Consider the following 12,570-nt stretch of genomic DNA (forward strand, 5'->3'; position numbering starts at 1 on the left):
AATGAGCGTGGCGGAGCATCACGCTACGTCTTGCCGAGGCCGGCTGTGACTGAAAGGCCTCAGTAATCGTAGACGTGCTCGAGCCTGGCGCCTGCCGTCATCAGCGCCGGCAGCACAATGTGCAGCTTGCGCACGGCGACAGTCAGGCCAGTGCGGCGCGTGGAGGGTTCAGCCGGAAGCGGGTAGCTGAACAAGGTGCGTGCACCTTCGGGAACATTGATCTCGTCATTGGAAAGCATGGTGACCATGATCTCGTCATTGCCGCCGATCTCGACGAAGGAGACGCCCTTGTCGATCAGGCGCGGGATCATGTCGGTGAACACCTGATAGCGCCTGGTGACGAAGACCGTGCCGTCGGCGCCGAGATCGCGCTCCAGCAAGGTGTCGGGCTCGTTGCGCGTCACCTCGCTGACCGGACCCTTGGCCCAGACGTGAATGTCGAGCAAGGCCGGGTCGGTGGTGGCGGCGAGCGCCGACTTGATCAGATCGGCGTAGCCCTGCTTGATGGTGTCGGCGAGGCCGAAGGCGAGCTTGCGTTCGCTAGTGCGGAAGGCGCTGTCGTCCGCTGCCGGCTGGACGGCAAACAGGCCGGCACGTTTTTCGGCATAGGGAAACTGGTACCACGGCACCTGGTCGAGAAAACCGGCGTAGTCGGCCGCGACCTTGGCCTGGTAGATGTCGACGGCGGTGCGCTTGCCGGCTGTCGCTTCGGTAATGCGGCCGACCGTATTTTCATAGGCCCACTGGATGGCGTGCTCGATCGTGTGGCTGGTGCCGATGATCACCAGCATCTGGTGGTTGTCGAGGTTGAACTTGTAGGTGGAGCTGGCGCGGATGACCATCGCATAGTCCTGCCAGAAGCGGCCGATATAGGAGAGATAGGGAAAACCGCTCGGCTGGTTCTTGTCGACGAAGCCGGCATATTCGCGCGCGGCGTAGACGATGGCCCATTCCGGATAGGTGAGAAAGGTCGATTCCTCCGGCCGCTGGTAGCCGGGAATCTCGGCACGGACCTTGTCGGCCAGCGCCTTCGGCGGGGCACCCTCGGCGATGCCCGGCAATGGTGTTGTGTCCAGCGACGGCGTCGTGAGAAAGCCGTAGGCCAGCCCGGCGATCGGGATCAACACGACAATGACGACGAGCCAGAGGATCGCCTTGATGATGCGCTTCAGCCAGCGAAACAGGAACATGGCCGGTCAGGCCGTGGCGAAATGGTCGTACACACGTTTCGACAGCCAGAACCCGACGTAGACGGCGAAGCCGCCGATGACGATGTGCGGCAGGTTGGCGAAGAAGCGGGCCGGGAATTCGATGTCGTTGAGGGAGCGGAAGCCGTTGATGAAAATGCCGCCATCGAGGCAGCCGGAACCGGTGACCAGGCCGAGCACGCCGTCGAACAGATAGACCGAGCCGAACAGCTTGAAATAGAACACCGCCTGGCGGTGCGAGATGAAGGCGGCCGCCAGCGCCCAGACGCCGGAGAAGGCGTGCAGCAAATCGTCATACCACTGCAGCGAAAACAGGCCGAACAGATTGCCGCCGGCGTCGTTGAAAGCCGGCACATAGCCGATGGCAACAACGCCGAAGAACAGGAAGGCATAGGCAACAGCAAGCTTCTGGATGAGCGTCATGAAATGTCCCCCTGCCGTCAGCCCTTTTAAACGGCCCCCGACGGCAAATGGATAGTAGCTGATTTTGGCGCAGCGTGAAGCGTCGCCGGCAAAATCGTCAGGCGGGGCCACAAAGACAGTCGGCGCCGGGATTTCTCCCAGCGCCTCCCTGTCAGATCAGGACACGGTCGCGGCAGCAACTCCCGAAAGATGTCGCGCCATGCCGGCCTTGATTTTGACGGTCCTGCCAGTCGCCGCCCGAAGGCAGCGTCCGTTCCGGACCACGCCGGTCTCCACTCTTGCGAGCTTTGCCCAGCGCGCCATCGAAGGTTTTTGCCGTCCTTCATGGCAGCATCGGTCCGCCGTCGGCGTTCGCACGCTTTCCGCGGCCCCGTAGGTCTCGGCGTCCATCCCTCCAACAAGCAAGCCTGTTCTCGTTCAGGGCCGTACGGGCCTCAGGAAATCCGCCGTTCCGCTTTGCCTTTCGGCGTGGCGATCGGTAGCCGCCTGAGATGGGTTTTAACGTACGTCGGATAAGCGTTTGGCGGAACTGCCGCATGCCTGTGGATAGCGGGATTATCGGGGACTGACCCTGCCAAAATAGCGACCTTCCGATCTCTGCCGCCGCCGGTCGGGATTTGCCGCCTCGATGCCGAAGCCGCATTGTCGGGTAATCGACCCTTGCCCCGCGGCCCGGCGCGGGCTTCAATGCCGGCAAATGATTGGAAGGCGTGTTCGATGGCCTTGGGGAGGCAGGCTTGAAGGTCGCGGTGGTTCTCAATCCGATCGCCGGCGGCGGCAGCCTCAAGCGGCATTGGCCCGAGGTTGCGGCTTCGCTGAAAAGACATTTCGGTGATTTCGAGCTGCGTGAAACGCAGGCCGAGGGGGATGCCGAACGGCTGGCGCTCGACCTTGCCGCCATCGGCTTCGAGCTGGTGATCGCGGCCGGCGGCGACGGCACCGCCAGCGAAGTCGCCGACGGGCTGCTGAAGGCTATCCGGGAAAGCGGCCGGACGGCCGAACTTGGGCTGCTGCCTTGCGGCACCGGCATCGACTTCGCCCGCGGGCTCGGCCTGTCGAACAATGTCGATCTGACGCTGAAGCGGATTGCCGAGGCCAAGCCGCGCAAGATCGATGCCGGCTGCATCAGCTATGTCGACGACCATGGCGCACTGGCCAGCCGCCATTTCATCAACATCGCCAGCCTGGGGCTTTCCGGCGCTACCGACCGCGCGGTCAACGCCGACAAGCGCAAGGGCAAGGTTTCGGCCAAGGCACTGTTCTACTGGCGCACGGTCTGGGAATTCCTCCGCTATCGGTTCCAGGAGGTTGCGATCACCGTCGACGACGGTGCCCCGGTTCAGGCGCGCACGGCGCTGGTGGCGGTGGCCAACGGAAAATTCTTCGGTGGCGGCATGATGATCGCGCCCGACGCCGAGCTTAACGACGGCGAGTTCGACATCGTCATCCTGCGCGCCGCCGGCAAGCTGAAGCTGATCTGGGACATCCGCCTGCTCTATGGCGGGCGGCACCGCAACCATCCGGCGATCACCATCCTGCGCGGCAAGAAAGTGGTTGTCGAGCCGCTCGGCGATGTGCAAAAGAACGCCGCGCTGATCGACATAGACGGCGAATCGCCGGGTCGCATACCGGCGACCTTCGAAATCCTGCCCGGCGCATTGACGCTGAGATATTGAATCAAGGCATTGAGGGATTGATTCAAGTTCTTTCGGCGGTGATTCCGATCCTGCGTCCAACGCGTTGAAATCGCGTGACATTGTCGCCCGCTCGACAGGTCACGGCATCAGCGGTGTCTGCATCATCTGCAAATGCAGGTCCTTGCCGGTCCAGGGATGCGCCTCGCAGACGGCTTCGTCGAGTTCGACGCCGAGGCCTGGCTCCTTCGACGGGATGACGTTGCCGTCCTGCCATTCGATCTTCTTCTTGAGCAGCTTCGCGTGAAAACCGTCCCACTGTTTCAGCGATTCCAGAATGAGGAAGTTGGGCAGCGTTACCGCGAGCTGGATGTTGGCGGCGCCGACGATCGGACCGCAGTAGCAGTGCGGCGCGACCTGGATGTGGTAGGCTTCGGCCATGGCGGCGATCTTCTTGGTTTCGAGAATGCCGCCGGAGCGGCCAAGGTCGGGCTGAAGAATGGTCGCCGCACGGTTTTCGATGACGCGGGCAAATTCGAATTTTGTGGTCAGTCTTTCCCCTGTCGCGATGGGGATCGACGTGCCCCTTGCCACTTGAGCCATGACCTCGGGCATGTCGGGCGGCACCGGCTCCTCGAACCACAGCGGATCATAGGGCTCGATGGCGCGGGCGAGGCGCAGCGCGCCCGATGCGGTGAACTGGCCGTGCGTACCGAACAGGATGTCGGCTCTTGTGCCGACCGCCTCGCGGATCGCCTTGACCATGCGGGCGGAGAGATCGATGTCGACGAGGCGCGGCTGGTGGCCGTCGAAGGCGGTGTAGGGGCCGGCTGGGTCGAGCTTGACCGCGTTAAAACCCTGCTCGACATATTCGAGCGCGCAGGCGGCGGCCAGATCGGGGTCGTTATAGACGTTCTTGCCGCGGGCGTCCTCGGAGTGGACGCTGCCGCTGTGCGGGTAAAGGTAGGTATAGGAACGCAGCGTTTCGTGTACCTGGCCGCCAAGCAGCTTGTAGACCGGCTTGCCGGCCTCCTTGCCGATAATGTCCCAGCAGGCGATTTCGAGCGCCGAAAAGCATCCCATCCCGGACACGTCGGGGCGCTGGGTGAAGCCGGACGAATAGGCGCGGCGGAAGAAGGTCTCAATATCGTGCGGATCGCGGCCGATCAGATAGCGTTCGGCCATGTCCTCAACCATTTTCGCCGTGACATGAGCCGAGAAGGTGGCGTTGTAGGCCTCGCCATAGCCGACGACGCCGCCATCGGTGGTGAGCTTGACGAAAATGAAATACTTGCCGCCGATGCCGGGTGGCGGATTGCCGACAACCCAGGTCTTGACGTCGGTGATTTTCATTTTTGATCCTCCAATACCAGTTCGGCGCCCTTCCATCCGGTCATGATCGCGGCGGCGTTGGTGTTGCCGGTTATGTTGTCGGGAAAGATCGAGGCATCGATGACGCGCAAGGTCTGGATGCCGTGCACCTTGAGGCGCGGATCGACGACGGCGTGCGCCGCGTCCGGCCCCATGCGGCAGGTCGAGACCGGGTGATAGACGGTGCCCGAGCGCTTCCTGAAATCCTGAATGAGATCGGCGTCGGAGGTGATCGAGGGACCAGGCAAAACCTCTTCCTCGATGATCTCGGCCATTGCCGGCATCGAGGCGATCTTCCGGACGAATTTCACCGCCGCCAGCATTTCAGCGACGTCCGCCTCGGTCGAAAAGGCATTGGCGACGATTTTGGGATAATCGCGCGGATTGGCGGAGCGGATCATGATTTCGCCGCGGCTCGACGGACGGCAATTGGACAGCCCGATGGAAAAGCCCGGCCATGGATCGGGCGTCAGGATCGGGCGTTCGCCGCTCTTCGGAATGACGGTCGAAAACGCCTGGAAATAGAGCTGCATGTTGGGCCGTGCCGCGGCCGGATCGGTGCGGAAGAAGCCGCCGGCATTGTTCATCGACAGCGACAGCGGACCCGATCGCAGGAGGACATATTGCATGCCGACCAGCAGCTTGCCCCACCACGGGCGCAGGATCTGGTTGAGCGTCGGCAGCCTGCCCTTGAAAGTGTAGTTGATGCCGACATGGTCCTGCAGGTTTGCCCCGACATTTTCGTTGGCGTGAACGACAGGAATGCCCAGACCAGCAAGAAGCGCCGACGGGCCGATGCCTGAAAGCTGTAGCAATTGGGGCGAATTCACCGAACCGCCGGAGAGAATGACCTCGCGGCCGGCGCGGGCGGTCTTTGTCTCGCCATTCTGGAGATATTCGATGCCGACGGCGCGCTTGCCCTCGAACAGGATTTTTGTTGCCAGCGCGTTGATCTCGACGCGGACGTTTTTGCGCTTCATCGCCGGGTGCAGGAAGGCGCGCGCCGCCGACATGCGGCGGCCGTTCCTGGTAGTGATCTGGTAGACGCCGACGCCTTCCTGGAAGGCGCCGTTGAAATCCGGGTTGAGCGGCAGGCCGGCTTGATTGGCGGCGGCGAGATAGCGCTTGGTGAGCGGATGGACGGAGGTCGAGCAGTCGGTGATATGCAGCGGCCCGCCGACGCCGCGCCATTGGTCGGCGCCGGCCTGGTTGTCCTCCAGCGCCTTGAACGCAGGCAGCAGGTCGTCGAAGCCCCAGCCGGGATTGCCGGCATCCCGCCAGGCATCGAAATCCTCGCGCGCGCCCCTGATCCAGACCATGGCGTTGATCGAACTCGAGCCGCCGAGCAGCTTGCCGCGCGGCCAGTGGTCGACATTGCCGGCGAGACCGGGGTCCGGCTCGACCTTGTAGTTCCAGTTGACCGCCGGGTCGAAGAAGGTCTTGCCGTAGCCGAGCGGCATCTGCACGTAGAAGCGGCGGTCGCTGCCGCCGGCTTCCAGCACCAGCACCGAGAAGCGGCCGGAAGCCGACAATCTTTCGGCCAGGACCGAGCCGGCCGAACCGGAGCCAACGATGATGAAATCATAGGTCTGCATGGTGGCTGCGGCTGGCTCCGGAATTCGGCTCTAACCTAGGCTTGGGCGCGACGCGGCGTCGCCGGGTCTTCCGGCATCCGATGTGAAAAAAGCGACTGGTGATATTCGGTTTGAATGGCCGCTTGTTGCCGTAGTTAGTTTTGCTACTGCAACAATTATACGTGTTTTTAGCAATCAATGCCGATGTGTTCGAGCAGGGATGACCGAAGGCTGCCGTTCGCGCTCGGTCATTGAATTGATCCGCACGATCAGTAATGTTCGCCGGTGACGCTCAACATTTACGATTGCCGTTGAAGAGGTTAGATGTTCTCCCGCTTGATCGAAAGATTTCGTCGGCAGCCAGACCTCGGTCGTGCGCCTCAGCGTGGTAAAGCGTTGGGCGACATTGCCGCTGGAGCATTGGAAGGCGGCTTGGCATCCGATTTTCAACGAGTAGGGGATTTGTTCTGGGTTGGCCGTCCAACAGATCACATACGCTATCTGCTGAAATTTCAGATGTTGAAAGGCATGACCTTCTCCGCCTGTTGGGGCGTCTCGATCGACTTTGTGCCACTTTTCAGAGGCGGAAGCCTCCGGTGGAAAAGGACGGCGAAGTCAGCGAATTTTGACCTTTGCATTGACCCGATAGATTCATCGGGCCGGATTCCCAACTGGTGCTCATTCTATAGTAGCGATAGCTCCTATCAGGTTGAACGCGCAGCTTTGGCGGCGCTCAATGCTGCCCAGCAGGACTGGTCCAGAATCACCGCACTAAAGGACGTTGCTGCTAGTTTCGAACGACGATCCAAGATGAAATTTCGACGTTTTTCGTTGGAAAACTATGTGCAAACAGACCTCGCCTGGGGCTTGGCCCTTGTCGCCGTTGGAGACGCGGGTCGGGGCCAGCATCACATCGATGCATTTTGTGAGCAATTTGCCGTTGCGCCGGAGACGACCATCCTCGCAAAAGCGAGAAGAGAAGCGGGCGCAATAGCGGCTGGATGACAACTTTCCACCCATAGCCGAAACTTCAAGCTGCGATCACAGGCGATGATCGGCAATCTGCTTGAAATCATAGCGCATGATCGGGCGGGCCGGCGTTCTGCGAGCGACGACCCTGAACCCGGCGCGCGCGAAGGTGGAGGCATATCCGCTGCCGGAAGCACTCGGCGATACGTCGGCCTCGAAAGGATAGGCTTCGAGTGCCGGAGCATTTGCGCGCCTTGCGACTTCCAGTGCTTCCGCAATCAGCTGGAATGTTACGCCCCGCCTGCGGTATCGTTTTCGCACGTAGAGGCAGGACAGGGACCAGACCGGCCTGTCGTCCACGCGCTTGAGCTGCCATAGCCGATCGAGCCAGGGCAGGGCATCTCGCGGTGTCACCTGACACCAGCCGACAGCCACATCGCCGTCGAAAGCAAGCAAACCCGGAGGCGGACCATGCTGGACGGCTTGCCGGAACGCTGCCTTGTTTTCCTCGCCGGGTCTCTTTCGGTAAGAACGACCGATCCGTCCGTACATACACCAACAGCGACTGCAGACGGCGCTGTCACCGAACAGGTCCTCGAGCGCCGGCCACAGATCGGGCGTTAATGGGCGAAAGCCAAGTTCCATGTCAGCCGTCATCCGCTACCTACCTTGCCCAGTCTAGCCTGAGCTACGCGTTAGTGCATCATAGGTTGCGGTCCATGCGGGGGATGTTCGAAAACGGGGTTTCACTCAGTGCTCCATCTCAGCGCAGAAAACCAAGCACGGCCTCCATGAATTCGGCGGGGTACTCGACGTTCGACAAGTGGACCGCGGGCAGGACAACCAGTTCCGCGCCGGGCACCGTCGCCGCGATTAGCTCGCTATGGCTGGCGGCTGTCACAGTGTCGTGCCGGCCGGCAATCACCAGCGTTGGCCTGGAAATCAGCGCTACGGTTCGGCGAAGGTCCGCATCGCGAACCGCCGCGAACAAGCCAGCCAAGCCTTGCCGGTCGATAGCCAGCAGCATGGCGCGAAATTCTTCGATGACGGGCTCGTTTGCCGCCAGCATACGCGCAGGAAACCAGTTGCCTAGGAACATCTCGGCGGTTTCGGACATATCCGTCGCCTGCAGCACGGCGGCAATCCGCTCGTCGAACTGCTTTGCCGGTCCGAGGTAGGATGAGGTGTTGCTCAGGATCAAGCGCTCGATCCGCTCGGGTGCGTGGATGCCGAGCCACTGCCCGACGAAGCCGCCCAACGACAGACCGAGGAAGTGTACGCGTTCAATGCCCAGGGCGTCGAGCAACTCGATCACGTCGCGGCCAAGCCGGTCGAGCGAATAAGCGCCGGCCGGAACGCTCGACCCTCCGTGGCCGCGAAAATCATAGCGCAGAACACGGAAATGCTTCGACAACTCGCCGACCTGCATGTCCCACATCCGCAGCGTGGTGGCGATGGAATTCGACAGCATCAGCACGGGCTTCCCGGCGTCGCCGTCGATGCGGTAGGCGATGCGTGTGCCATCGCCGACGGTCACGAAATCCAGCTCATTCATGGTGAATACACCTTCCTTCTTGGAGCGTTGAATGTGGCAAAGCCTAGTAGCGGCGCGCTTTTGACGATATTACAAAGATAGGACTATCTCTGTAATAGAAGCTGACATGACCGAATTCACCCTGCACGACCTGCAATGCTTCGATGCCGTGGTCCGCTGCGGCGGCTTTCAGCCTGCGGCGGCCATGCTGCATCGCTCGCACCCGGCGGTGTTCGCAGCCGTTGCAAAGCTGGAGCGGCAACTCGACCTCGTTCTCTTGGATCGCAGCGGCTATCGCGTGCGCCCCACCGAGGCAGGGCTGTCGTTCCATCGCAGGGCACAATCGCTGCTGCGCGAGCTCGAGGGCTTGCGGCTTCATGCTGCTCAGCTGTCAATGGGCGAAGAAAGCGAGATCCATGTGGTGATCGGCGACCTTTGCCCGCGCCCGCAGGCATTGGGCATGCTCGGACGGTTCTTCGCCCAGTGTCCGGGCACACGCCTGCATCTGCACTTCGAGGCGGTGGGCGGCCCGTGGGAGCGCCTCTTCGATGACGAAGCCGATTTGATCCTGCACTGGATCGACAAGAGCGATCCGCGGGTGGAATGGATCGATCTGTGCAAGGTGCCATTCGTTCCCGTAGTGGCGTCGGGCTTTCTACCGGAGCGCATCAAGCACCCCATCACGCCGGATCAGATGCACGCGTTCACCCAATGTGTCATACGCGACACGGCCCGCCATTCACCGCAACAAGACTACTTCATGATCGAGGGTGCGCCTCAATGCATGGTGGCCGATCAGGGCATGAAGAAGGAAATCATCCTGCAAGGCCTCGGATGGGGCCACATGCCCCGCTTCCTGATCGAGGAGGAACTGCGCGACGGACGCCTGCAATCCATTGCCGGCCGTCATCTGCCAGGCCGCATTGAGGAGTTGGTGGTGGCGCGCCGCCGCGACCGGCCGCACGGGCCGATCTCGAACCGTCTGTGGGACTATATCCAGCAAGAGGCGCCGACGTTGCGTCGAGCGCTCGAGCCTCGGAAGCCTGTCGAGTAGGCAACGCCAGGGCTCGGCATCAAGTGAGTTCTTCGAGGCCGTTCAGCGGACGGCCAAACCAGCGGCCTTATCCGCTTAAATTGATTACTGCATAATCTGCAGCAGTAAACTGCATCCCATCGCTATTCCCGCTGTTTATGAGGCGCATTATTGATGTCGCAAGGAGTTCGCCATGAACCGCACCGACCCCGCCCGAAGGTCCTCCACTTTCCGTGGAGTAGTCCAAATGGGCATCCGCCTGGCAGCGACCACGTAGCCTCGGACTAGCTTCATCTGCAATTCGAAGGACAAGACCATGAATATCGACCGTCGAACGTTCGGCATCGGCACCTTTAGTGCCGGCGCCCTGCTACTTTCCCCGATCAGCCTCTTTGGGAGCAACGCTGCGGCTATCGCCGCCCGGTCTCCGGCTTCGCTTGCGAGCGCCCACAGGTTCATGCTCGGCGACCTCGAGATCACAGCACTGAGCGACGGCTACCTCAATCTCGGCCTCGAACTCTTCCCTTCCGCAGATACGGCTGCCGCCGAAGCGCTGCTGGCAAAGGCATTCCTGCCAAAACCACTCCCGACCTCGGTCAATGCTTACCTTGTCACCAAAGGTGACAGACGGGTGCTGATCGATACCGGCACGGCATCGGCGATGGGGCCTATACTGGGACATATACCTGAGGCGCTCGCCGCCGCTGGCGTCAGGCCGGAAGAAATCGACACGGTAATCATCACCCATCTCCATCCCGACCATGCCAACGGCCTTGTCGGTATTGGAGGCAAGGCCGCCTTCCCGGCAGCGGAGGTCGTGGTTGCCGCGCCGGAATTCGCTTTCTGGCACGATGACGGGATCCGGTCCAAGGCGCCCGACCAGATGAAACCGTACTTCGAAATAGCGCGCAAATCGCTGGTGCCTTACCATGGCAAGGTCCGGAAGATCGAAGGCGAAGTCGAGATCGCGCCCGGGATCAGGGCGTTGCCTGCGCCTGGACACACGCCTGGGCATCTCGCGCTTCGAATTGGCTCTGGTGACGCCAACCTGCTGCTCTTCACTGACGTAATCCACGCCTCCGCGCTGCAATTTGCGCATCCGGAATGGGCAATCGCCTTCGACGTGGACCAGGAGGCCGCAATCGCCACACGCAAGAAGGTGCTCGACATGGTGTCGGCGGATGGCCTGCTCGTCGCAGGCATGCACCTGCCCTTTCCAGGCATCGGTCATGTTATTCGCGAGGGCAACGCCTATGGCTACGTCCCGACGCCCTGGCCCGCTTTGTGAAGCACGCCTATTGGTAAGCTTTCTTACCTCGACCATGGAATGCAATCCTGCTGGTGCGCTCGTCTAGCTCCGCACAGCATCTTTTCAACACTGTCGACCGATAGCCGAACCTCAGGCCGCGACCTGTTCAGTGGCGCGTTGACCTGTCCGTGCCATGACGATACGGGATCGGGACAATCGGCTTCGAGAGGATTGGCCAAATGGTGCATTACGCAGACGGGCGGCCGATCGGCGATCTGACGCTCAGGACGCTGGCCATGCCTTCCGACGCCAATGCGGCAGGCGACATTTTTGGCGGCTGGGTGATGGCGCAGATGGATCTCGCCTGCGGCATCCGCGCCGCCGAGCGCGCCAAGGGCCGCGTGGTGACGGCGGCGGTGAAGGAAATGTCCTTCGCCAAGCCGATGAAGATCGGCGACACGCTGTGCATCTATACGCATGTCGAACGCGTCGGCCGCACCTCGATGACGCTCAAGGTCGAGGCCTGGGCGCAGCGCTATCTCTCCGACCTGATGGAGAAGGTCACCCATGCCGACTTCGTCATGGTGGCGCTGGACGGCGAAGGCAAGCCGAAGGCGGTTCCGGCCGAAGGCTGACCCGGCCTGATTCCAGAAGACGGATTTAAACAGCCGTCTCTCCCGCGCGGGGGATGCGGACAGCGATCCCGCGTGGTCTTTGGCTAACGGGTTCCCGCATGCGCGCCTGCAGCGCGACCGACGGGATCTTGGGAGGAAAGACAATGCGTCAACACATGCTGAACGCTGCCCTGGCGGGTGCCTTTGCAGCCTTGCTCTGCCTGTCGTCCGCAAGCGCTTTGGCCGAGGTCAAAAAAGGCGATCCAGGCGCCACCTGCACGTCGGAAAACCGCACCATCAACGGGCAAGCGGCCAAGTGCGAGATCTGCTCGGCGACGAAATGCGACACCAGCGGCACGACGGTGAGCAATTGCCGCAAGGAGACGACCACGACCTGCACGATTGGCGGCAAGGTGGTCAGTCCCAACCCGAAATGGAATCGGATCGAGAAGCTGCCGAAGAGCAAGATGCAGTTACAGCAGTAGGGCTCGTCCGGAGGATCGCGACAGGTTCAAACCCTTGCAGCACAAGGGTTCAGCTGTGCATGGCGTCGAACTTCTCGCGCGCCGCCTTGACGCGCTCGGTGTTCTTGCGTGCCCATTCGCCGAGCGCATCGACCGGCACCAGCAGTTCGTAGCCAAGATCGGTCAATTCGTAGTCGACCCGCGGCGGGATGGTCGGGAACACGGTGCGCGTAACGAAGCCGTCGCGCTCGAGCCCGCGCAAGGTCGTGGTCAGCATCTTTTGCGAAATGCCGCCGACCGCGCTGCGCAACTCGTTGAAACGCAGCGGCCCGTTGCCAAGCTTGCCGACCACGAGCACCGTCCATTTGTCGCCGACGCGCTGCAGGATTTCCGAGATGGCGCGGCAGTCCTCGGTGCGGTGCGGGTGCCTTGGTAACAAAAAAGTGCCTCCTTGCACATTGAGCGGCCAGTTACTCATATAGCTCAGGTATCTAAAC

General features: G+C 61.7%; 13 protein-coding genes. 6 read left to right on the plus strand and 7 right to left on the minus strand.

Going from position 1 to position 12,570, the window contains the following annotated elements:
- Positions 1-59 precede the first annotated feature (59 nt).
- Together NKK47_RS07075 and NKK47_RS07080 are read right to left on the minus strand one after the other, a co-directional pair.
- Complete coding sequence (locus NKK47_RS07075) at positions 60-1,190, minus strand: hypothetical protein (RefSeq protein ID WP_352575799.1); 1,131 nt, start codon at positions 1,188-1,190, stop codon at positions 60-62.
- Positions 1,191-1,196: 6 nt separating this feature from the next.
- Positions 1,197-1,631: a DUF4383 domain-containing protein gene (locus NKK47_RS07080; RefSeq protein WP_023719157.1), complete on the minus strand. Its 435-nt coding sequence runs from the start codon at positions 1,629-1,631 to the stop codon at positions 1,197-1,199.
- 737 nt (positions 1,632-2,368) lie between these two features.
- Between NKK47_RS07080 and NKK47_RS07085 the strand changes: the two genes are divergently transcribed.
- A complete protein-coding gene (locus NKK47_RS07085) occupies positions 2,369-3,307 on the plus strand; it encodes a diacylglycerol/lipid kinase family protein (protein ID WP_352575800.1) in 939 nt (312 codons plus the stop codon).
- A 99-nt stretch (positions 3,308-3,406) separates the two neighbouring features.
- Here NKK47_RS07085 and NKK47_RS07090 read toward each other — a convergent pair whose 3' ends face one another.
- Positions 3,407-4,618, minus strand: coding sequence for a mandelate racemase/muconate lactonizing enzyme family protein (locus NKK47_RS07090; RefSeq protein WP_352456944.1), 1,212 nt, complete (start codon positions 4,616-4,618; stop codon positions 3,407-3,409).
- Positions 4,615-6,231, minus strand: coding sequence for a GMC family oxidoreductase (locus NKK47_RS07095; protein ID WP_352575801.1), 1,617 nt, complete (start codon positions 6,229-6,231; stop codon positions 4,615-4,617). Before NKK47_RS07095 ends, NKK47_RS07090 begins: the two co-directional genes overlap by 4 nt.
- Positions 6,232-6,534: 303 nt before the next feature.
- Between NKK47_RS07095 and NKK47_RS07100 the strand changes: the two genes are divergently transcribed.
- Positions 6,535-7,215, plus strand: coding sequence for a hypothetical protein (locus tag NKK47_RS07100; protein ID WP_352456946.1), 681 nt, complete (start codon positions 6,535-6,537; stop codon positions 7,213-7,215).
- A 36-nt stretch (positions 7,216-7,251) separates the two neighbouring features.
- On the opposite strand, the gene NKK47_RS07105 is transcribed toward NKK47_RS07100, so the two are convergent.
- Together NKK47_RS07105 and NKK47_RS07110 are read right to left on the minus strand one after the other, a co-directional pair.
- Positions 7,252-7,836: a GNAT family N-acetyltransferase gene (locus tag NKK47_RS07105; RefSeq protein ID WP_352456947.1), complete on the minus strand. Its 585-nt coding sequence runs from the start codon at positions 7,834-7,836 to the stop codon at positions 7,252-7,254.
- 106 nt (positions 7,837-7,942) lie between these two features.
- Positions 7,943-8,734 (minus strand): alpha/beta fold hydrolase, encoded by a 792-nt coding sequence (locus tag NKK47_RS07110; RefSeq protein WP_352575803.1) that lies wholly within the window; start codon positions 8,732-8,734, stop codon positions 7,943-7,945.
- 106 nt (positions 8,735-8,840) lie between these two features.
- Here NKK47_RS07110 and NKK47_RS07115 point away from each other — a divergent pair, with 106 nt between their 5' ends.
- From NKK47_RS07115 to NKK47_RS07130, 4 genes are all read left to right on the plus strand, one after another.
- Positions 8,841-9,767 (plus strand): LysR family transcriptional regulator, encoded by a 927-nt coding sequence (locus NKK47_RS07115; protein ID WP_352575805.1) that lies wholly within the window; start codon positions 8,841-8,843, stop codon positions 9,765-9,767.
- Between the two features lie 295 nt (positions 9,768-10,062).
- Positions 10,063-11,034 (plus strand): MBL fold metallo-hydrolase, encoded by a 972-nt coding sequence (locus tag NKK47_RS07120; protein ID WP_352575807.1) that lies wholly within the window; start codon positions 10,063-10,065, stop codon positions 11,032-11,034.
- Positions 11,035-11,234: 200 nt separating this feature from the next.
- Positions 11,235-11,630: an acyl-CoA thioesterase gene (locus NKK47_RS07125; protein ID WP_023678380.1), complete on the plus strand. Its 396-nt coding sequence runs from the start codon at positions 11,235-11,237 to the stop codon at positions 11,628-11,630.
- A gap of 143 nt (positions 11,631-11,773) precedes the next feature.
- A complete protein-coding gene (locus NKK47_RS07130; RefSeq protein ID WP_352456951.1) occupies positions 11,774-12,094 on the plus strand; it encodes a hypothetical protein in 321 nt (106 codons plus the stop codon).
- Positions 12,095-12,143: 49 nt separating this feature from the next.
- On the opposite strand, the gene NKK47_RS07135 is transcribed toward NKK47_RS07130, so the two are convergent.
- A complete protein-coding gene (locus tag NKK47_RS07135; RefSeq protein WP_023678378.1) occupies positions 12,144-12,512 on the minus strand; it encodes a winged helix-turn-helix transcriptional regulator in 369 nt (122 codons plus the stop codon).
- Positions 12,513-12,570: the final 58 nt, after the last annotated feature.

Source organism: Mesorhizobium sp. M0019, assembly GCF_040323975.1.
In the GTDB taxonomy this organism is placed as follows: Bacteria; Pseudomonadota; Alphaproteobacteria; order Rhizobiales; family Rhizobiaceae; genus Mesorhizobium.

Bases quoted from the DNA above. Each gene is read 5' to 3' on its own strand.
- NKK47_RS07075 (WP_352575799.1), bottom strand. From the start codon at position 1,190: ATGTTCCTGTTTCGCTGGCTGAAGCGCATCATCAAGGCGATCCTCTGG.
- NKK47_RS07080 (WP_023719157.1), bottom strand. From the start codon at position 1,631: ATGACGCTCATCCAGAAGCTTGCTGTTGCCTATGCCTTCCTGTTCTTC.
- NKK47_RS07090 (WP_352456944.1), bottom strand. From the start codon at position 4,618: ATGAAAATCACCGACGTCAAGACCTGGGTTGTCGGCAATCCGCCACCC.
- NKK47_RS07095 (WP_352575801.1), bottom strand. From the start codon at position 6,231: ATGCAGACCTATGATTTCATCATCGTTGGCTCCGGTTCGGCCGGCTCG.
- NKK47_RS07100 (WP_352456946.1), top strand. From the start codon at position 6,535: ATGTTCTCCCGCTTGATCGAAAGATTTCGTCGGCAGCCAGACCTCGGT.
- NKK47_RS07105 (WP_352456947.1), bottom strand. From the start codon at position 7,836: ATGACGGCTGACATGGAACTTGGCTTTCGCCCATTAACGCCCGATCTG.
- NKK47_RS07110 (WP_352575803.1), bottom strand. From the start codon at position 8,734: ATGAATGAGCTGGATTTCGTGACCGTCGGCGATGGCACACGCATCGCC.
- NKK47_RS07115 (WP_352575805.1), top strand. From the start codon at position 8,841: ATGACCGAATTCACCCTGCACGACCTGCAATGCTTCGATGCCGTGGTC.
- NKK47_RS07120 (WP_352575807.1), top strand. From the start codon at position 10,063: ATGAATATCGACCGTCGAACGTTCGGCATCGGCACCTTTAGTGCCGGC.
- NKK47_RS07125 (WP_023678380.1), top strand. From the start codon at position 11,235: ATGGTGCATTACGCAGACGGGCGGCCGATCGGCGATCTGACGCTCAGG.
- NKK47_RS07130 (WP_352456951.1), top strand. From the start codon at position 11,774: ATGCGTCAACACATGCTGAACGCTGCCCTGGCGGGTGCCTTTGCAGCC.